The following is an 18931-nucleotide window of genomic DNA, read 5'->3' as shown; positions in this document are numbered from 1 at the left end:
GGCAAGAGTATTCGTGAAATTGCCCGTCTAACGGGGCATTCTCGAAATACAGTTCGCCGATATCTCCGGGGTGAATTCTCCCCCGAAAAGGGAACCCGTAAATCTCGTGGTTCCAAGCTTGATCCGTATAAACCGTTCCTGCAGGAACGTCTTCAAGAAGGTATCTATAACTGCGAGGTTTTATTCGATCTTCTACGAGAAAAGGGGTATACCGGGGGACGTACCATCTTGAAAGACTATGTGAAGGACTTCCGTCCTCCCAAACAAGTTCCCGCTGTTCTTCGTTACGAGACGAAACCTGGTGAATATGCACAGGTCGACTGGGGACTGTGTGATTACGTAGATTTGGACGGTACAGTCCGAAAAGTGCCGGTATTTGTCATGGTATTGGGGTACTCTCGTTCCACCTATATAGAGTTCACTAAGCGTTGTGACATTCACAGCTTTCTTCGTTGCTTGATTCATGCTTTTGAATATTTTGGGGGCATCCCAAAGGTAATGCTGACCGACCAGATGAAAACCGTCGTACTGGGCATGGGAGATGATCGAAAACCTCGCTGGCATCCGCTTTTTGCCGACTTTGCTGCAGCGATTGGGCTTGTTCCAAAAGTATGCAAAGTTCGACGCCCCGAAACAAAGGGAAAAGTGGAACGAGGCGTTCAATACGTAAAAAACAACTTTCTTCCTGGCAAACGCTTCGTTGATTTACAGGATCTCAATCAACAAGCCCTACACTGGTGCGAGCGGATTAACCGCCGTATTCATGGAACAACCGGCGAACGTCCCATCGACCGACTCCGTGAGGAAAATCTGTCGCCTATCCCTTCAGCTGAACGATGGGAAAAATACTTGCATGAACCGAGACAGGTCAGCCGAGACGGATTTGTTAGCTACGATGGTGTACGATATGGGGTTCCATGGAGGTACAGTGGACGTGAGGGTACCGTGCGAGAAGTGAATGGGTGGGTGGAAATCTGGGCCGACGGCACATGTATTGCTCGACACCAAAAGGTCTATCGATCCCGTGCAACTGTTTTTTGTGAAAACCAGTATGCAGGTCTTACGACTGCTCAAGGATATGCCTATCCACGTCCGCAAGCCCGACAGATTTCATCGCAGCAAGTGGAAGTGCGTTCGCTGGATGTCTATGAGCAGCTGACGGGGGTGGGAGCATGATTGAACTGGAACAGGCACGGCTACGTCTTGAGGAACTTGGGCTTCAGCAAGCGGCTCTACTCTTGGATGCCCATTTGGAAGCGGCAAGTCATGGACAGCCCACCTATCTGTCCTTTCTCAACATGCTTCTAGATGCAGAGATAGCGGAACGTCAAAAACGGAATATGGAGGTACGCACCAAACTCGCACACTTGCCTTACCGAAAAACGCTGGAGGAGTTCGATTTTGCTTTCCAACCCAGCATTGACGAACGGTTGATTCGAGAGCTGGCCACGATGACTTTTGTAACCCGACACGAGAATGTCTTGTTCTTAGGGCCTCCCGGAGTAGGAAAAAGTCATCTGGCGGTGGCGTTGGCTGTAGAAGCCATCTCGCAAGGGATATCCGTTTACTTTGTCAGTCTCTCGCAACTCATCGAAGATCTGCGAAAAGCTTACACGGAAAACAGGCTGGATAAACGCCTACGCATCTATATTCGACCAAAGCTCCTGATTATTGACGAAATTGGTTACTTACCGTTTGACAGTTTGGCAGCTAACCTCTTTTTCCAGGTAGTAAGTGCAAGATACGAGAGAGGGAGTATTCTGTTGACCAGCAACAAGAGTTTCGGTGAATGGGGGGAACTGATGGGCGATCCGATACTTGCTACGGCTATCCTGGATCGGCTCTTACACCATTCCCACATCGTCAATATTAGGGGGAATAGTTACCGACTTCGTGAGAAGATGAGGACTGGAGCCTACGGCTCCCCCTCTACCACCTAACCAACAAAAAATCGCCGGGTGGGTCAATTCTAAACCGGCGATGGTGGGTCAAAATAAAGTCGGCGTTGACACTCATCGTCAGTGTATCCTATAATCACCTTCTGATTACTAAAACTGGTTGAGATTGAAACAATGTTGTCTTCTGTATTATCAATTATTGCAGATAATTCATTTACAATTTCATCCAATTTATCCCTTGAGTATTTTACTTTATTGTATTTGACCTTAACATCTTTTCCGAGTAGTTTTGTTACTTTAGACAATTCATCTTCACTAGGAATTGAATAAAAACCAATATTTACAACTCCCCCATTTTCCTGATCAACATATAATCCTGCGTAGTTTCCTTCGTATTTACTCTTTAGAAATTCCATCAATTTCGGAATTCTCTTTTGAGTCTCCATTCTTTCCCAGAATTTATCACTCTCAATTGGAGTAATAAAAAGCTCTTTTTCGTTGACATCTTGTGCTTGTACATGGATAGAGTTTGGTAGTAATGTGAGAGTTCCAATTGCCAAAAAACCCAAAACCTTACTTTTTATTCTCATTCAGTTCTACCTCCAATGATATATTTAATACCCTAGAGGATATTACCATATTAAAGGATATTTATCAATATTTGGTATAGGGTTTGATTTATTATTTTTTAGGTAAGAAAGTCGCAAATACTGGACCGCGAAGAATTACTTTGCGGAAATTAACCAGGAGAACGAACATAAAACGGAGCACCATTAACAATAACCACCTGTTAGCAATTGCTGAAGAATTGAACATCAAAAGCATTAGCGAAATTATCGAGATTGTGGACGAAAAAGAAACGGAATAGAAGCAACGCCCACCTATCGGCGGTTAAACCGAAAAGTGGGCGTCGCTGATTTCTTAATTAAACTCCGAAGTTCTGCTTTCGTCGACTATGTTACATTTCGAGAGAAAGCGGCTTTCTATTTTTAATCGAATAGTCGATTTATCGGAGAAAACTTTTCGTGTTGCGATCGGATATGCGTAGTTTCTACTTGCAAATACTTCCTAGTCGTTGTAATATCCGCGTGACCGACTATCGCTTGGAGAGTTGCAATATCTCCACCATTAAGGAGATACTGGCGACAGAAAAAATGACGGAATACGTGTGGGCTGAATTTTACTTTCCCGATCAGTCCCGCTTTCTCAGCGTATCGACGAAATATTTTACGAACCGCATCGGCTGTTAATTGTTTGCCATAAACGTCAACAAAAACGAAGTCCGTTTCAAAATGAAGCCTGTTTTCTTCAATTAATTCGTGTAGATTTGCGGACACGTGACTAGAAAAAGGTACTACTCGTTTCTTTCTGTTTTTATTGAGGCTAGCAGGCAATCGTATTACATTGTTGCTGAAATCAATTAATTCTGTTGTAAGGGATACGGCTTCGCTGATTCTAAGCCCCGTATCCGCCAACAGCGTCATTAACACCCAATCCCGGAACCCTTTAAATGTCTTCCTATTTGCTGCGGAGAGCATCGATATTAACTGTTCCTCGGAAAATACGACAATTTCCTCTTCGTCCTCTTTCGGGGGCTTGATGTTCAAGGTTGGGTTTTCTTTTATTACCCCTTCAATTGTCCAGAAACGGAACATCGCACGGAATGAACGCAATCGGATCGCGACTGTAGCAGGGGCGAGCTTAACGCCGGGTAGATAGCGATTACTCACGCCCTGGTATTTCGAGCGGTCACTCGCCATGTAGAGATAATACTCGCGCGCAATGGTAGAGGTAACCTGCCGAATAAATGTTATCTCCGGGTGGTAGCTGTCCAGCCATTTACGGAAATAACCCCAATGTTTCCGATAGTCCAACAAAGTCCTCTTTCTTTTCCCCTCAGCCTCCTTAACTTTACAGAATAGCTCGAATGCCTCATCTAATGCGTAATTTCTACTTTGATCGGTGGTCATCGCTTTTCTTCCGCGAACCATTCGTTTCACCATACACTTGTCCTCCTTAGAACTTTATGCCAAGTGTACAGGACTCCGTTGGTTATTATCAGACTTTAATCTTAATTTTCTAAACAATATAATAGAAGTGTGCACCCATACCTCACGCAAAGTCCACGAAAAAGTAACGAAAGACATCGCAAAGCAAACGCATCTAACGACGATGCAACGCGGTAACCCCACGCATGGTAACGAGGTGATCACGTGAAAGTTCGATACTATCGCAAGGACATTCCCCTTCCGCTAAAGTTCGATTGGGTTTACGATGTCACTACGTTAGATGACGATTTCCTCCGCGGAATGGTCGACGAAAAGGGACCACGCATTTATCCTCGCAGCGCCTTCTATTTCTTGGAGGCGGAGGGCATCGCGCAATAAGATACGGTCCGGTTGGTTGACGGTCGGACCGGCACAGTAATCGAAATTTACTACCATCCCGAAGATGGATTCGCCTATGAGTTCGAGTGGAAGACGCCTGATGGTGAGCAACTTTACGATCAGGAAACGGTCAAGCGGGATATGATTTCTGAGCTTCTCCGTAGGTATGAGTATGTGTAACTATTTTTAAATAAGGAGAGTTATATATGCATATCTTTAGGTGGGATATATTTAATGACCAAGTGAGGGAAAAGTTTTTCAATAACCACAATTTAAACAAACTTCCCGACGTTTGTCCGGTCTGCAATTATGCTATGGTACCAATCTATATCTCTGCAATTAAAACTGGAAACAAACTAACATTAGTCGTGTCATGTCCAAGACATGAATGCCAGGAGATTTCCATTCACATCTATGAAACGGAAGGTGGAATAATAGATTTTTTCACAATGATAGATGTTATACCTAAAAAAGCAAAGTATAAGGTGTTTGACGATGAGATAGAAAAAATCTCACCAAACTTTGTTGAAATTTATAATCAATCCGTTGAGGCAGAATCACTCGGCTTAAACCAAGTTAGTGGTGTCGGCTATCGCAAGGCTCTTGAGTATCTTGTTAAAGACTACCTTATACACTTATATCCGGAGCAACAAGAAAAGATTAAAGCCAAATACTTAGGTAACTGTATAAAAGACCACATTGAAAACCCTAAAATAAAAACATTGGCTGAGAGAGCTGCATGGTTAGGAAACGATGAAACCCACTATACACGGATTTGGGTAGATAAGGATGTAAATGATTTAAAAGTTCTTATTGAGTTGACGGCACGATATATTTCGAGCGAATTATATTCTGAAAAAATTGTGCTTGAAATGCCACAACGTTCAAAGCAATAAGATGAAAAAAATCGCCCACCTACCGGAATTTACTCTGATAAGTGGGCGTAAATTATTCACTATCGCGGGTTGTGTCGATGTAACCTTCCGCGTATACATACGCAACCACCGATCCAAGCGCGGTGATCATCGCGGTAACTTTCGTGATTGTATTGGCGTCGGTCCAGAACAGGACGAGTACTGACGTGATGAATCCGGTCAAAAGCGCCAATGTCGTCGGATGCTTCCGGCAGGCTATCGCGAGTTATATATAGTTCATCGTAGGACGCGATCCCATCTCTCCGGCCCTCAAACGGACCAACTGACGTCCTTTTCGTTTCGCTTGCGGGTTTTCACGCATGCAAAAACGACCTCCCGTTATTGATCACACAACGAAAGGTCGACGTTTTTACCGTATGTATACCGTAAAGTTCTCGTCATTTACCCGAAACGTACTCCGCGATTTTTTACCGATTACGTTAGGGTATCGGTTAATCAACCGGATGCCTCCCGGCTCACAGAACGTTGATTTAACGTGATTTCCGAGGTATGGCGGAGGGAGAGGGATTCGAACCCCCGTGGGCTTGCGCCCTAACGGTTTTCAAGACCGCCCCGTTATGACCACTTCGGTATCCCTCCGCGATACGGACAAGTTATACTATAGCATAATTGCATCTATTTTTGCAACACTTTCCTGCAATTTCTCCGCAAAAAACCGCCCGGCTGCCATCAGCGGGGCAGCCGGGTCGTTCTCCTGCGCTGGCGCATCGTTTGGACGAAAATGCGGCGCCGTGCCGTATGATGCTGACCCTTTCCTTCTCCTGTCCTTCCCCTACCGTTTCACGACAACCAGCTTCAGCTCCGTCATCTCCTCAATCGCGTACTTGACGCCTTCGCGGCCGATGCCGCTCTCTTTGACGCCGCCGTACGGCATGTGGTCGACGCGGAAGGTGGGGATGTCGTTGATCATCACGCCGCCCACGTGCAGCGCGTCAGCCGCCTGCAGCGCGAGCGAAAGATTGTTGGTGTACAGGCCCGCCTGCAGGCCGTAGCGGGAGTCGTTCACCAGTTCGATCGCCTCGGCGACCGACTCGACGGGGTTGATCAGGACGACAGGGCCGAACACTTCCTGGCAGGAGACTTTGGCATCGGTCGGGACGCCGGTCAAGACGGTCGGCTGCAGCACGCGGCCGTCCGTTTCGCCGCCGCATTCGACGCGGGCGCCCCGCTGCTTGGCTTCCTCGATCCAGGCCAGCGCGCGGTCCGTTTCTTTCGGGCTGATCATCGCCGAGTAGTCGGCCTCCTCGGACAGCGGATCGCCGCCCCGCAGCCTGCGCGTCTCCGCGACGAAACGCTCCACGAACGTGTCGTACAGCTCCTTTACCACGTAAATCCGCTGGACGGAGATGCACACCTGGCCGGAGTAGGCAAACGCGCCGAAAATGCAGCGCGGGATCACGTCGTCCAGATTGGCGTCGCGGTCCACGATCACGGCCGAGTTGGAGCCCAGTTCCAGCGTCACCCGCTTCAGGCCGGCGCGGTTGCGGATGTTGATGCCGACAGCCGGACTGCCCGTAAACGTGATCGCCTTGACGCGCGGATCGGTCACCAGCAGGTCGCCGACGGTGCCGCCGCTGCCCGTGACGACGTTGAGCGCGCCGGCCGGCAGCCCCGCCTGCTCGGCCAGTTCCGCCAGGAAAAAGGCGGAGAGCGGCGTTTGCGACGCCGGCTTCAGCACTACCGTATTGCCCGCCGCGATGGCCGGCCCCACCTTGTGCGCAACCAGGTTCATCGGGAAGTTGAACGGCGTGATGGCGCCGATGACGCCCAACGGTTCGCGCACGGTGTACGCCAGGCGCCCTTCTCCGCCGATGGCGGCGTCCAGCGGCAGCGTCTCGCCGTGAATCCGTTTGGCTTCTTCCGCGGCGAACTTGTAGGTCTGGATGGTGCGGATCACTTCGCCCCGCGCCGTTTTGATCGGCTTGCCCGCTTCCAGCGCGATGATTTTCGCCGCTTCTTCCAGCCGTTCGTTCATCAGTCCGGAGATTTTTTCCAAAATGGCGGCCCGCTGGTAGGCCGGCATGCGCCGCATGACCGCCGCCGCTTCCTGCGCGGCGCCGATCGCCCGTTCCACCGTCTCCCGGTCGGCCTGGGCGATTTCCGCGATCACCTCGCCGCTGTACGGAGCGTACAGCGGCGCGTACGCACCCGTCTCCACCCACTGTCCGCCAATATAGCACGCTTTTTTCATCGTCCTCTTCCTCCCTCCATTCGCGATGGGGTGTGCACAGCTCCTCTAACTCATTCTCCATCACGTTCCAGCCTTCCTCCAACGGGTCGTCGGCCATGCAAGCGGCGAGAGGTGGCGGATCACGCTTCTGTACAGCCCAGAAGTGCGCACAACCAGCACGCTCCGGTAGGTGGGGATCGGACTCATGAGAGCCGCTCCCTTTTTGCTGCGTGCCTCACACCAGCTAGTTCGCCGCGTCGTCCGTTCCGCACCACTCCAGCAGCGTCAGGGCAAAGATTTCGGCACATTGGAAAACGGCGTCCAGTTCGATGTACTCGTCGGGGTAGTGGGCCACCTGCGTGACGCCCGGCCCCACCACGATGGCAGGCGTGTCGGCAAGCGTCGTCAAGAGGCCCCCGTCCGTGCCCCACGGGGAGGCTTCCACAACGGCGCGCCGGCCGGTCACGGCCGCGAACTGCCGCTGCAGGATGTCCATCAGCGGATGATCCTCCGCCACCGCCCCCGGCACCCAGCGCGCCCCGAACCACTCCAGTTCCACCGGATGCGCAGCAAACCAAGGGTCTTCGTCGGCCAAGCGGCGCAGGGCGGCCTCCATGTCCGCCTGTGCGTCTTCCATCCGCTCGCCCGGCGCCACCCCCATCCGTCCCTCCAGCTTGACCAGATCGGCCACGGAGGACGGCCATTTGCCCCCTTCGATCACCCCGATATTGATCGGAATGGGAATGGGCAGCTTTGCGTACAGCGGATCGTCAATCCGGTCGTTCCGCTCTTTTTCCAATCGGGCGATGGCCTCTACCACCCGCATGCTTTTTTCGATCGCGCTCACCCCTTCGTAGCGGGTGCCGCCGTGGGCCGAACGCCCCTTTACCGTCAGGCGGAACCACATCGAGCCCTGCTGCTTGGGAAAAATCTTCATGTTGGTCGGCTCGGGGATTAGGGCGGCGTCCGCCTTGTAGCCGCGCAGGATGGTCGCCAGCGTGCCGGCGCCGCCGCTCTCCTCTTCCACCACGCTTTGAAAGATCACGTCCCCCTTGAGCCGCACCCCCAGTGCCTGCAGCACCTGGATCGCCAGGAGCGAGGCCAGGTTACCCCCTTTCATGTCGGTCGCGCCGCGGCCGTACAGCCTGCCGTCCACCACTTCGCCGCTGAACGGATCGTGCGACCACTGGGCGGGGTCGCCGGCCGGCACCACGTCCACGTGCCCGTTGAGAATGATCGAGCGGCCGCCGCCCGTTCCTTTCCATACGCCCACCACGTTGGGGCTGTCCGCGAACACAGTCCGCGGGGAGACGAAATACGGATGCTGCAGGAGTTCGTCCCCTTCCATGACCCACAGATCGACTTCCAGCCCCATCGCGTGCAGCGTCTCGGCGATGCTCTCCTGGATGGAACGCTCCTTGCCCTGCACGCTTGCCTCCCGCACCCATGCCTGCAGGAGTTCTGTGGCCGCCGCCTTCTCCTTGTCGATTTGTTCGCGGATCAGAGTCTGCCAGTTTGCCATCGTACCCCTCCTTCTTCTTTCTTGGCGAATGGTATCTGCCTCGCGCCCGTTTCGCATGCGAGAGCCGGCGGACGGCTTTGTCCGCATCACCGCTGCCGCTTTCCCGCCCCTGCCTGATATAAGCAGGCCTTCGCGAGCCGCCTCAGCGGAATACGCCGACATCGCCGTCCAGCTTCAGCTCGGCCTCCGTCGCGCCGATCACGTCCGCGACGCTGTACGGTTCCATCACTTCGCGCAGATACAGCCCGTCTTCCCGGACTTCCATCACCGCCATGTCGGTGATGATCAGGTCGGCGGCCGCCTTTGCCGTCAGGGGCAGGGAGCATTCCCGCACAATTTTGGAACGGCCGTTCTTGTCCAGATGGGTGGTCAGCACCATCACCTGTTTGGCCTTCTGCGCCAGCTCCATCGCCCCGCCCATGCCCGGAACGCGCTTGCCCGGCACGATCCAGTTGGCGATGTCGCCCCGCTGGCTTACTTCCAGCACGCCGAGAATGGTCATGTCCAACAGCCCCCGTCTGATGATGGCGAAGGCGGTGGCGCTGTCAAAGAACGCCGCTCCCTTCACCAGCGTGACGGGAAACCCGCCGGCGTTGCAGAGCATCGGGTTTTCCTCCCCATTGGCCGGACTGGGGCCGGTGCCCAGAATGCCGTTTTCCGCGTGAAACAGCACCCGTTTCTCCGGCGCAATAAAGTCGGCCACCAGCGTCGGAATGCCGATGCCCAGGTTGATGATCATGCCGTCCTCGATCTCCTGCGCTGCCCGGCGGGCAATCCGCTCCCGGTAGGTTTCCGTCCGGTTTACTTCTCCCAGGCCCATTGCCAGTTCACCCCTTCACTCTGCACGATTCCCTGGACGAACACCCCTGGCGTGACGATCTCTTCAGGGTCCAGTTCGCCGATCTCCACGATCTCCTCCGCCTCCACGATGGTGACGTCGCCCGCCATCGCCACCAACGGGTTGAAGTTGCGGGCGCTCGTGTCGTACACCAGATTGCCGAAGCGGTCCGCCTTCTTGGCGTAGACGATCGCCACCTCCGCCGTCAGCGGCGTCTCCAGCAGGTACGCCTTGCCGTCGACGATCACTTTTTCCTTGCCTTTTTCGGCGATGGTGCCGATCCCGATGTCGGACAGGATGCCGCCCAGCCCCACTCCGCCGGCACGGATGCGCTCGGCGAGGATGCCTTGGGGGCAGAACTCCACCTCCAGTTCCCCGGCCGTCATCTGGGCGCCGGCGTTGGGATTGGAGCCGATGTGGGAGGCGATCACCTTTTTCACCCGCCGCTCGGTGACCAGCTTGCCGACGCCGATGTGCGGAAAGGCGGTGTCGTTGCTGATCAGCGTGATGTCCCGCACGCCCTTGTCGAGGATGCCCTGGATCAGGGTGGGCGGATTGCCCACCCCGCCGAAACCGCCGGCAAGCAGTGTCATCCCGTCGTGAAAATACGTTAATGCTTCTTCCAGTGAAATCACTTTGTCAAACCGGTTGGCCATGTTTCTCCTCCCCCCTGCCCGTCAGACCAGCAGCGCTTCCTGACGCAGTTCCTGCTGCACGCTTGAGACCGCTTCTTTCAGCAGGGCGATCAATTCGTCGATTTCCTCGGTTGTGATGGTCAGCGGCGGTGCGATGATGACGGCATCTCCCGCCACGCCTTCCAATCCGCCCGTCGCCGGGTAGATGAGCAGCCCTTTTTCAAACGCCCGCTTGATAATCCGGGCGCTGACGCCCTGCGCCAGCGGGAACGGCTCCCTGGTCTTTTTGTCTTTGACAAACTCCAGTCCGCACAGCATCCCCAGTCCGCGCGCTTCCCCGATCAGCGGCAGTTCGTCGGCCAGTTCCCGCAAGCGGCTCAACAGGTAGGCGCCTCGTTCCGCCGCCCTGTCCACCAGCCGGTGCTGTTCCACGTAGCGAAGCACCGCGAGCGAAACGGCCGCCGACTGCGGATTGGCGCTGTACGTGTGGCCCGCCATGATCAATCCCGACCCGCGCGCGATCGTCTCGATGATTTCGTCTGTCGCCATCGCCGCCGCCATCGGCGTGTATCCGGCGCTCATCCCCTTGCCCAAGGCCATCAGGTCGGGCTGCACGCCCCAGTGATCAATCCCGAACCGCTTGCCTGTGCGGCCCACACCTGTCATGACCTCGTCGGCGATGAACAGCACCTGGTACTTGTCGCAAATCTCGCGGATGCGCTGGAAATAGCCGTCCGGCGGCACCACCGCGCCGCCCGAAGCGCCGATCACCGGTTCGGCGATAAACGCGGCCACATGCTCCGGACCGACGCGCAGAATCGCCGTCTCCAGCTCGTTGGCGCAGGCAAGCGCGTACGCTTCCAGCGGCATGCCCTCCGGCCGGCGGTACGGATAGGGCGGCGCGATCGTCGGGCAGTCGGCCAGCAGCGGGACGAAGCGCTTGCGCCGCAGCACATGGCCGGACATGGAGAGCGCCCCCATCGTAATGCCGTGATAGCTCATCCAGCGGGAGATGATCCGGTTTTTGGTCGCATACCCTTTTTCCTGCCAGTACTGAATGGCAATCTTCTGCGCCGTCTCCGTCGCCTCCGAGCCGCTCCCGACAAAAAAGCTCCAGTTGAGCGACCCCGGCGCCCACTCCGCAAGTTTGGCCCCCAGCTCCTCCACCGCATCGCTGCTGAAGTGGGAGCGGTAGGCAAAGGAGACGCTGCGTGCCTGCGCGTACATCGCCTCGGCGATTTCCTCCACGGCGTGGCCGATGCTGGCCGTCACCGCGCCGGAGCAGCCGTCGATGTACCGCTTCCCTTCCTTGTCGTACAGGTAGATGCCCTTGCCGTGGGACACGAACGGATACGATTTGCCCAATTCGGGCTTGATCACATAGCTTCTCTGCATGATAGCCACCTCGCCTTTTCTCTCTTTTCATCCTAGCGGAAGAGAACGTCCGCGCCATTCGACGAGCTGGCAAAAAAGCGTGGAAAAGAGACGAAATCTTTTGTACATTTTGTATAAGAAATTGGGTGATGGAAACAGGGGGGAGGACTGAACATGACCATTACGATTCGCGAAGCGCTGCAATTGCCCGACATGGTCCAAACGCGGCTGGTCGGAGGGGCCGCCGGACTGGACAACCCGATTCGCTGGGTCACGATCGTGGAAGTGCTGGAGGATGTCAACCGGCTGCAGGAAGGCGAGTTTCTGATCACGACCGGATTTGGATTGTCCGAGGACGACCGTCGCCGGGCGTCGCTGATTCCCTCGCTGGCCGAACGGAAGTTGAGCGGCGTCGCCCTGCACACGGGCTTTTACCTGCGCGAGATTCCCGCCGACCTCGTCGACATGGCGGACCGCTTCGGGCTTCCGTTGATCGAAATCCCGGTGGAATTAAACTTTTCCACGATCACCAAGGCGATCCTGCAGCCGATCGTCAACCGGCAGTTTGAGACGCTGGCCTACTCGCAGGCGATCCACAACCGGATGATCGAGGCGGCGCTGTCCAAAGGCGGGCTGCCCGCCATCGCGGCGGAGCTGGCCCAGTTGACCGGCGGAGCGGTCAAACTAGTGGATGCGCTCGGGTTTGAAGTGGTCCAACACGGCGGTTCTTGCGGTGAAACGAGCGCGGGCGGAAAGACCAGCGAGCACGCGGTGCCCATCCGCGCCAGCCGGGAACATTTCGGCACGCTCACGCTGACCAAACCGGACGGGCTGTGGAAAGAGCTGGACGACGTCGCCCTGCAGCACGCGGCGACCCTCTGCGCGCTGGAATACGTCAAGGAACGGGCGGTGGCGGCCACGGAATGGCGGCTGAAGGGAGATTTCGTGGACGAATTGCTAAGCGGCCGCACCCTACGTGCGGACGAACTGGAAAGCCGCAGCCGCATGCTGGGCTACCCGCTCTCCGGCAGTCACATGGTGGCCGCGGTCAAAGTGGGCACCGGCGACGGCGCCGCTCTGTCCGACCTGCATCAGGCGTGCATTACGCTGATGCGGCGTCTCTGCGATCAGCACCATCGCTCCTACCTGCTCCGCGAACGCCCCCACTGTCTGCTGTTCATCCTGCCGCATGACCGAACCAGCCTGCTGCTGCTGGAGCAGTTCGCTGCCCGCTGGGAACGGCTGCACCCTGCGTCTCCCCTGCAGATGGCGCTCAGCAATCCGCGCGGCCAGTTGACCGCGCTGGCGGAGGCCGCCGAGGAGGCCCTGTTCGCGCTGCAGGCGTATCCGCTCCTGACTCGCTCGCCCGCCTTGCTCCGCTTCGGGGAGATGCAGGGGTACCAGTTTTTGTTTCCGTACCACCGCCGCCCGGAGACGCTGGAGGCCCTCTGGCAGCCGCTGCTCGACCCGCTGATCCGCTACGACGCCAGGCACAACCAGCAGCTCCTGGAGACGCTGAGCGCCTATCTGGATCATAACGGCAACGGCCTGCAGACATCCCAAGCGTTATATATTCACCGGCACACACTGAAATACCGATTGACCCAGATCGAAGAAAAAACCGGGGTCAGCCTGGAGGATGCCCATCAGCGCTGGCAGCTTCGGCTGGCCCTCATGGCCCGGCGCCTGCAGCAGCAGTTGTACCCCGCCGAGGCGTAGGCCTACTCGCGGGTGGGACGCAGCGGCTTCACCCAGATGTTCATGTCTTCGTATCCGGAAAAAATGGTGCAGTTGTTGATCAGCCGTCCGCGGTACCGGTAGCCGTGCTTGGCTGCCGTCACATTCATGCCGGGAGATTGGGCCCGTGTCAGTGTGTACAGGTAGTAGATGCCCATCTCCTCCATTTTTTCTTCCAGAGCGGCAAACAGCGGCTGCAGCAGCCCTTTTCCGACGTGGTCCGGGTGGGTGGCGCAGTCCGTCAGCTCGGCGGAGCCGAAGCGTTCCGTCACTTCCGCCGATGCGGCACAGGCAATCCGGCCGTCATGCTCGGCGACGACGTAGTAGGTGCTCTCGCTCATCGTCCTGCGCACGTAGTCCGGGTCGTCCATCGGCGTCGGGTAGGTGGCAAACACCAGCCGGTACAATCGGGCCAGTTCGTCTGCGTCGGCCGGCGTGGCCGCCCGGAGGCTGTACCCTGGCGGAAGCGGCTTGGCTTCCCCGCGGCCCGCTTTTGCCAGGCTGAGCTGCAAGATGTCCTCCGCGACTTGAGGCGCGGCGGATACGGCCCGTTCTTCCGTCAGAAAGCAGGAGAGCATCTGCGCGTTTTCCCCCCGGAAAAAACCGTCGATCGTCCCTTCCTGCCTGTAGCCGAGGGAAAGCCATTGCGGCACGTCCTTTTTTTTGCCGTATACAATCAGTTTGGTCGCTTCCGCCTCTCTGGCCAGCCGCCTCATGACGGCGTCCATCTCGCCGATTCGGCCGCTGTCGTACAGATGCAGCTCCCCCCGCCGATTGCGGTGATCGACCACCAAATCTCCTGCTGCCTGCATCGCGGCTACATCGCTCATGTGCGTTCCCCTTTCTCCGGTTTTCTCCCATTGTAACACGTTGGCGCCCAGGGTCATTCTCCACAGTGTACAAATTGCCCGCTGCCTCCTTTCGGCCCGATCGGTTTTTGCGAGCGCCATTTGTTTCTGCCGGCCATAGAATAACAAGAAGGTTCACTGCCGGGAAGGAGGGTCCGTTGTGAGTTTCCGCCATACCAACGATTTTGCCCTGGTGCTGGTGCTGTTTGTGCTGCTCGTGATCGTGCTGTGCGCTTGCACGTAAGGGGCTTCGCAAGCCCCTCCCGCCTGGTCGTAGTGAGGGGCTTTATACATATACATGTAAGGGAGAAGCGGCAAAGCGGAGGACCTACGGAAGGAGGAAGCCACGTGATCCCTCTCGTTTACGCGCATCGCGGCGCTTCCGGCCTCTATCCGGAAAATACGATGGAAGCCTTTCACGGCGCGCTCAAGCGGCGCGCTGACGGCCTGGAGCTGGATGTGCAGTTGAGTCGCGATGGAAAAGTGGTGGTCATTCACGATCATCGGCTGGAGCGCACCACCAACGGCACTGGCGCCGTTCAGCAGCACACCTGGCGGCAGCTTAGGCGGCTGCGGGCCGACAAGGGCGCCCGACCGCCCACGAGCCAGACGCGGATACCGTCGCTGAAGGAAGTACTGGACGCGTTCGCCCCTACTCCACTGCGGTTTATCATCGAATTGAAAAACTTTCTGGTCCCCCAGCCTCACCTGGAGGAACGGGTGATCGACCTGATCAAGCGCTACCAGTTGACGGAGCGAACCGTCGTCTCCTCGTTCAACTTTGACAGCCTGCTGCGCATAAAAGAGCTGGAGCCCTCGCAAGCCACCGCCCTGCTGTACGTCGGACCGCTTCAGCAACCTTGGGAAGTGGGCGCCCGCTACGGAACGAATCAGCTCCACGTGCCGGACGACCAATTGACCCGCCCCCTGGTGGAAGAAGCGAAAGCACGCGGCTTTCAAGTGCTCGGGTGGGCGATTGACAAGTCTGCCCGCATCCGGCAGGCAGCCGAAATGGGGGTGGACGGCATCATCACCAACTACCCGGGGAAGGCGCGGAAAGTGCTGCGACGGTCTTGACCGCGTACAAAACAGCAAAGGGAGCCCTGTACAGGCTCCCTTTGTCCCTGTTGGCCATGGATGGCGTCAGGTCGTCTTCGGTTCGTAAAACTTGCCCTGCCAACTGTTGCGCCGCTCCAGCTCGGCGTCGATGCCGTTCAGCACTTCCCATTTCTTGCGGCTCCACATCGGACCGATCAGCAAGTCGGGCGGCCCGTCCCCCGTCACCCGGTGGACAATCATCTCAGGCGGCAGGATTTCCAGCGTGTCCACCACCAATTTGGTGTACTCTTCCTGGGTCAGAAACTCCAGCAGCCCCGCCTCGTACTGCTTGACCATCGGCGTTTTGCGCAGCAGATGAAGCAGATGGATCTTGATCCCCTGCACGTCGAGATGGGCCACGGCCTTGGCCGTCTCCATCATATCCTCGTGGGTTTCGCCCGGCAATCCGTAAATGATGTGGGAACAAATGCGGATGTTGTGTTTGCGCAGCTTTTCCACGCCGTCCAGGTAGCATTGGTAATCGTGGGCGCGATTGACCAGTTGGGCGGTACGCTCGTGAATGGTTTGCAGCCCCAGCTCCACCCAGAGATACGTCCGCTCGTTCAGCTCGGCCAGATACTCCACCACGTCATCCGGCAAGCAGTCGGGCCGCGTGGCGATGGACAGGCCGACCACGCCCTCCTGTTTCAAAATCACCTCGTACATCTCGCGCAGTTCGTCCACGGGCGCGTAGGTGTTGGTGTACGCCTGGAAATACCCGATGTACTTGGCGGACGGCCACTTCTCGTGCATGCGGGTTTTCACGTCGTGGAACTGGCGCTCCAGATCCATCCGCCGGTCGCCGGCAAAATCGCCCGAGCCGCGGGCGCTGCAAAACGTACATCCCCCGGTGGCTACCGTGCCGTCCCGGTTGGGACAGGTAAAACCGCCGTCCAGCGGCACTTTGAATACCTTCTCGTGAAACGTCTGGCGCAAGTGATAGTTCCATGTATGGTAACGCTTGTCGCCCCACAGGCGCGGGGCCTCCGCGTGTACAGGTGATGGTTTCATGGCTGTGCTCCTTTCCGTCGGGATGCCGGCCAAACGGGCTTCGGCAGGCACCGCCTGGCGATTCATCCATCCATTTATTATAACAGAAGTCAGGCTGGACGTGCGAACCGAAAGACAGGAAAACCACAGGGCAATTCCCTGTGGTTTTCTCCGTGTATATGGTTACTGTTGAATTTCTTCGATGCGAATGGCTCGCGTGTGCGACGTGTGGCTCCACACCTGGTTGTTCTTGGTGAAAAACGCGTAGAACAGAATCGGCAGCCAGGTCAGGAAGAAGAACGGGAGCAGCAGCAGCCCGAAGTATCCCTTCAGCGGCACTTTGTCCAGGTACAGGGCCAAAATCGGCAGCAGGTAGAAAACGGCCGTCGATCCGTAGATCATCCAGTTCGGCAGGAAGCTGGCGATCGGCATCAACGCCTCCATCTCAAAAAAGCGTCCCAGGAACAACAGCGACATCATGGTGACGATCAGCACATACATCGGCTGAAACAGGTAAAACGCCGCGTCCAGCATGCCGAGACGGCGTTGCTTCAGGCCGTTTTTCAAGACGGTGCCGATGTAACGCCCTGCCACGTCGTAATGTCCCTGCATCCAGCGAAGCCGCTGACGCATGGATGCCTTCAGATCAATCGGTTTTTCATCCCACACTTTTGTGTCGTGCGCCCACGTCGGGTAAATGCCTCGTTCGATACAGCGGGTGGCAAACTCCAGGTCTTCCGTCAAGCTGGTGGCTCCCCAACCCATCTCCTTGAGCAGATTGCTCTCGATGCACAAGCCGGTTCCACCCAGCGTGTTGGGCAGCCCCAGGTTGTGGCGGGCCAACTGCCACATCCGGTTGGTAAACCAGTACGTGACGGCGTACGAGAGGGTAATCCACGAGTCAAACGGGTTTTTGGAATCCAGGTAGGCTTGGATGACGCGCGCCCCTTTGCAGAGACGATCGTTCATCACGCGCAGGAAGTTTTTCTCCACCAGGTTGTCCGCGTCAAACATAACGACAGCGTCATACTGTTTGGGCATCGCCCAGAGGTTCTCCAGCATCCACTCGATGCCGTAGCCTTTCCCGCGTTTGGACGCGTCAAATCGCTCGCACGCATACGCGCCGTGCGCTCTGACAATCTCCGCCGTATTGTCGGTACAGTTGTCGCAGATCACGAAGATATCGTACATGTCGCGGGGGTAATCCAGTTGCTTCAGGTTTTCGATGAGCGGCGCAATGACTGCGCTTTCGTTGTGTGCCGCCACCAGCACCGCAAATGTCTTTTGCGGTTCGTGGGTGACCTGCTCGTTTTTGCGGAACAGGCCGGCACATGATACCAACGTTTGGTAGGTGCTTACCACCCCTACCGTAGAAGTGAATCCGATGAATAATCCCTCAATGATCTCTCTCAATGCACTCATGGGTTCTTCTCCTCGACCTGAGTCAAATGTTGCGCGGTTTTGACTCAGGTAGTGTTTTTCCAAAATTTCTCTCTTGTTTTTCTCTCAATTGGGAGTGTACCTCAAAACCCGTCATATCGCAATGACCCAAAAGTGGGAAAAACGGCGGCACTTCTATCACCATTCCCACCTTTATTCGGTTCTATTCCGGTACATGACAATAAGCAGAAAAAAAAGCCTTTGTCACAAAAGGCTTCGTGGATGCGTATGCGCGTTTGGTGACCCGTAGGGGATTCGAACCCCTGAATGACAGCGTGAAAGGCTGCTGTGTTAAACCACTTCACCAACGGGCCATGATGGTGCGGTCGGCGAGACTCGAACTCGCACGGGTCGCCCCGCCACCCCCTCAAGATGGTGTGTCTGCCAATTCCACCACGACCGCATATGAAAAATGGCGTCCCAGGAGAGATTCGAACTCCCGACCGACGGCTTAGAAGGCCGTTGCTCTATCCAGCTGAGCTACTGGGACGTATGAGTGGAGGGAGTACCCGGATTCGAACCGGGGGTGAAGGTTTTGCAGACCCGTGCCTTACCACTTGGCTATACTCCCTCGATATGCATGGGGCGATCGATGGGATTCGAACCCACGAATGCCGGAGCCACAATCCGGTGCGTTAACCACTTCGCCACGACCGCCGTGTTGTCAAGAAATGGAGAAAAATGGCAGGGGCAGTAGGAATCGAACCCACACCAAAGGTTTTGGAGACCTTCGTTCTACCGTTAAACTATGCCCCTTTGGTAGCGGTGGAGGGGCTTGAACCCCCGACCTTTCGGGTATGAACCGAACGCTCTAGCCAGCTGAGCTACACCGCCACGCACTTATGAATGCTGTAGGGAAGATGGCGGAGAGTGAGGGATTCGAACCCTCGCTACGCTAATCGCGTACTAACGGTTTAGCAAACCGTCCCCTTCGGCCTCTTGGGTAACTCTCCGCGATATATGCCTTCAAAACCGGATACGCATGGGTGGCAAAGGATTATGGAGTGGATAAGTCCTCGACCGATTAGTATTCGTCAGCTCCACGCGTTGCCGCGCTTC

General features: G+C 56.2%; 16 protein-coding genes and 9 tRNA genes. 6 read left to right on the top strand and 19 right to left on the bottom strand.

Going from position 1 to position 18931, the window contains the following annotated elements:
- On the top strand, window positions 1-1176 hold a 1176-nt coding region (istA, locus tag M516_RS24775), incomplete at its 5' end, for an IS21 family transposase (protein WP_081656549.1).
- Window positions 1173-1940 (top strand): IS21-like element helper ATPase IstB, encoded by a 768-nt coding sequence (istB, locus tag M516_RS0111470; protein ID WP_008409491.1) that lies wholly within the window; start codon window positions 1173-1175, stop codon window positions 1938-1940. The genes istA and istB, both read left to right, overlap by 4 nt.
- A gap of 29 nt (window positions 1941-1969) precedes the next feature.
- Here istB and M516_RS0111465 read toward each other — a convergent pair whose 3' ends face one another.
- Together M516_RS0111465 and M516_RS0111460 are read right to left on the bottom strand one after the other, a co-directional pair.
- Window positions 1970-2488 carry a hypothetical protein gene (locus M516_RS0111465; protein WP_029099240.1) on the bottom strand — a complete coding sequence of 173 codons (519 nt, stop codon included), beginning with the start codon at window positions 2486-2488 and terminating at the stop codon, window positions 1970-1972.
- Window positions 2489-2887: 399 nt separating this feature from the next.
- Entirely contained in the window at window positions 2888-3901 is a 1014-nt protein-coding gene (locus M516_RS0111460) for a tyrosine-type recombinase/integrase (protein WP_051188200.1), read from the bottom strand.
- Window positions 3902-4491: 590 nt separating this feature from the next.
- Here M516_RS0111460 and M516_RS0111445 point away from each other — a divergent pair.
- The gene (locus tag M516_RS0111445; RefSeq protein ID WP_029099238.1) at window positions 4492-5181 is read left to right on the top strand and encodes a DUF4145 domain-containing protein; all 690 of its coding nucleotides are present in this window, start codon (window positions 4492-4494) and stop codon (window positions 5179-5181) included.
- A 529-nt stretch (window positions 5182-5710) separates the two neighbouring features.
- Here M516_RS0111445 and M516_RS0111440 read toward each other — a convergent pair.
- From M516_RS0111440 to M516_RS0111415, 6 genes are all read right to left on the bottom strand, one after another.
- Window positions 5711-5799, bottom strand: a tRNA-Ser gene (locus M516_RS0111440).
- 193 nt (window positions 5800-5992) lie between these two features.
- A complete protein-coding gene (locus M516_RS0111435; protein WP_029099237.1) occupies window positions 5993-7411 on the bottom strand; it encodes an aldehyde dehydrogenase family protein in 1419 nt (472 codons plus the stop codon).
- Window positions 7412-7634: 223 nt separating this feature from the next.
- Window positions 7635-8912, bottom strand: a complete 1278-nt coding sequence (locus tag M516_RS0111430; protein ID WP_029099236.1) for a peptidase — start codon at window positions 8910-8912, stop codon at window positions 7635-7637.
- A 142-nt stretch (window positions 8913-9054) separates the two neighbouring features.
- On the bottom strand, window positions 9055-9732 hold the full coding sequence (locus M516_RS0111425) for a 3-oxoacid CoA-transferase subunit B (protein ID WP_029099235.1): 678 nt from the start codon (window positions 9730-9732) through the stop codon (window positions 9055-9057).
- A complete protein-coding gene (locus M516_RS0111420) occupies window positions 9714-10406 on the bottom strand; it encodes a CoA transferase subunit A (protein WP_029099234.1) in 693 nt (230 codons plus the stop codon). Before M516_RS0111420 ends, M516_RS0111425 begins: the two co-directional genes overlap by 19 nt.
- 21 nt (window positions 10407-10427) lie before the next feature.
- Window positions 10428-11780 (bottom strand): aspartate aminotransferase family protein, encoded by a 1353-nt coding sequence (locus M516_RS0111415; RefSeq protein ID WP_029099233.1) that lies wholly within the window; start codon window positions 11778-11780, stop codon window positions 10428-10430.
- Window positions 11781-11933: 153 nt separating this feature from the next.
- On the opposite strand from M516_RS0111415, the gene M516_RS0111410 reads away from it, so the two are divergent.
- A complete protein-coding gene (locus M516_RS0111410; protein WP_029099232.1) occupies window positions 11934-13478 on the top strand; it encodes a PucR family transcriptional regulator in 1545 nt (514 codons plus the stop codon).
- Between the two features lie 2 nt (window positions 13479-13480).
- Here the strand turns inward: M516_RS0111410 and ablB are convergent, their stop codons facing one another.
- Complete coding sequence (gene ablB / locus M516_RS0111405; protein ID WP_029099231.1) at window positions 13481-14326, bottom strand: putative beta-lysine N-acetyltransferase; 846 nt, start codon at window positions 14324-14326, stop codon at window positions 13481-13483.
- Between the two features lie 178 nt (window positions 14327-14504).
- On the opposite strand from ablB, the gene M516_RS26160 reads away from it, so the two are divergent.
- Together M516_RS26160 and M516_RS0111395 are read left to right on the top strand one after the other, a co-directional pair.
- On the top strand, window positions 14505-14588 hold the full coding sequence (locus M516_RS26160) for a YjcZ family sporulation protein (protein ID WP_081656522.1): 84 nt from the start codon (window positions 14505-14507) through the stop codon (window positions 14586-14588).
- Window positions 14589-14692: 104 nt separating this feature from the next.
- Window positions 14693-15421, top strand: a complete 729-nt coding sequence (locus M516_RS0111395) for a glycerophosphodiester phosphodiesterase (protein ID WP_029099230.1) — start codon at window positions 14693-14695, stop codon at window positions 15419-15421.
- A 66-nt stretch (window positions 15422-15487) separates the two neighbouring features.
- On the opposite strand, the gene mnmL is transcribed toward M516_RS0111395, so the two are convergent.
- From mnmL to M516_RS0111345, 10 genes are all read right to left on the bottom strand, one after another.
- Window positions 15488-16453: a tRNA modification radical SAM protein MnmL/YtqA gene (mnmL, locus tag M516_RS0111390; protein WP_029099229.1), complete on the bottom strand. Its 966-nt coding sequence runs from the start codon at window positions 16451-16453 to the stop codon at window positions 15488-15490.
- A gap of 162 nt (window positions 16454-16615) precedes the next feature.
- Window positions 16616-17854, bottom strand: a complete 1239-nt coding sequence (locus tag M516_RS0111385) for a glycosyltransferase family 2 protein (protein WP_029099228.1) — start codon at window positions 17852-17854, stop codon at window positions 16616-16618.
- 255 nt (window positions 17855-18109) lie between these two features.
- Window positions 18110-18186 (bottom strand) — tRNA-Glu (locus M516_RS0111380).
- A 4-nt stretch (window positions 18187-18190) separates the two neighbouring features.
- A tRNA-Leu gene (locus M516_RS0111375) sits at window positions 18191-18275 on the bottom strand.
- Between the two features lie 10 nt (window positions 18276-18285).
- Window positions 18286-18362 (bottom strand) — tRNA-Arg (locus tag M516_RS0111370).
- A 7-nt stretch (window positions 18363-18369) separates the two neighbouring features.
- A tRNA-Cys gene (locus M516_RS0111365) sits at window positions 18370-18443 on the bottom strand.
- A 10-nt stretch (window positions 18444-18453) separates the two neighbouring features.
- Window positions 18454-18529, bottom strand: a tRNA-His gene (locus M516_RS0111360).
- A 25-nt stretch (window positions 18530-18554) separates the two neighbouring features.
- Window positions 18555-18628, bottom strand: a tRNA-Trp gene (locus M516_RS0111355).
- Window position 18629: 1 nt separating this feature from the next.
- Window positions 18630-18706, bottom strand: a tRNA-Met gene (locus tag M516_RS0111350).
- A gap of 27 nt (window positions 18707-18733) precedes the next feature.
- Window positions 18734-18825, bottom strand: a tRNA-Ser gene (locus tag M516_RS0111345).
- Window positions 18826-18931 lie beyond the last annotated feature (106 nt).

This window comes from Brevibacillus thermoruber 423 (genome assembly GCF_000454065.1).
Taxonomy (GTDB): domain Bacteria; phylum Bacillota; class Bacilli; order Brevibacillales; family Brevibacillaceae; genus Brevibacillus; species Brevibacillus thermoruber.
This window is presented reverse-complemented; position numbering and strand designations above follow the sequence as displayed.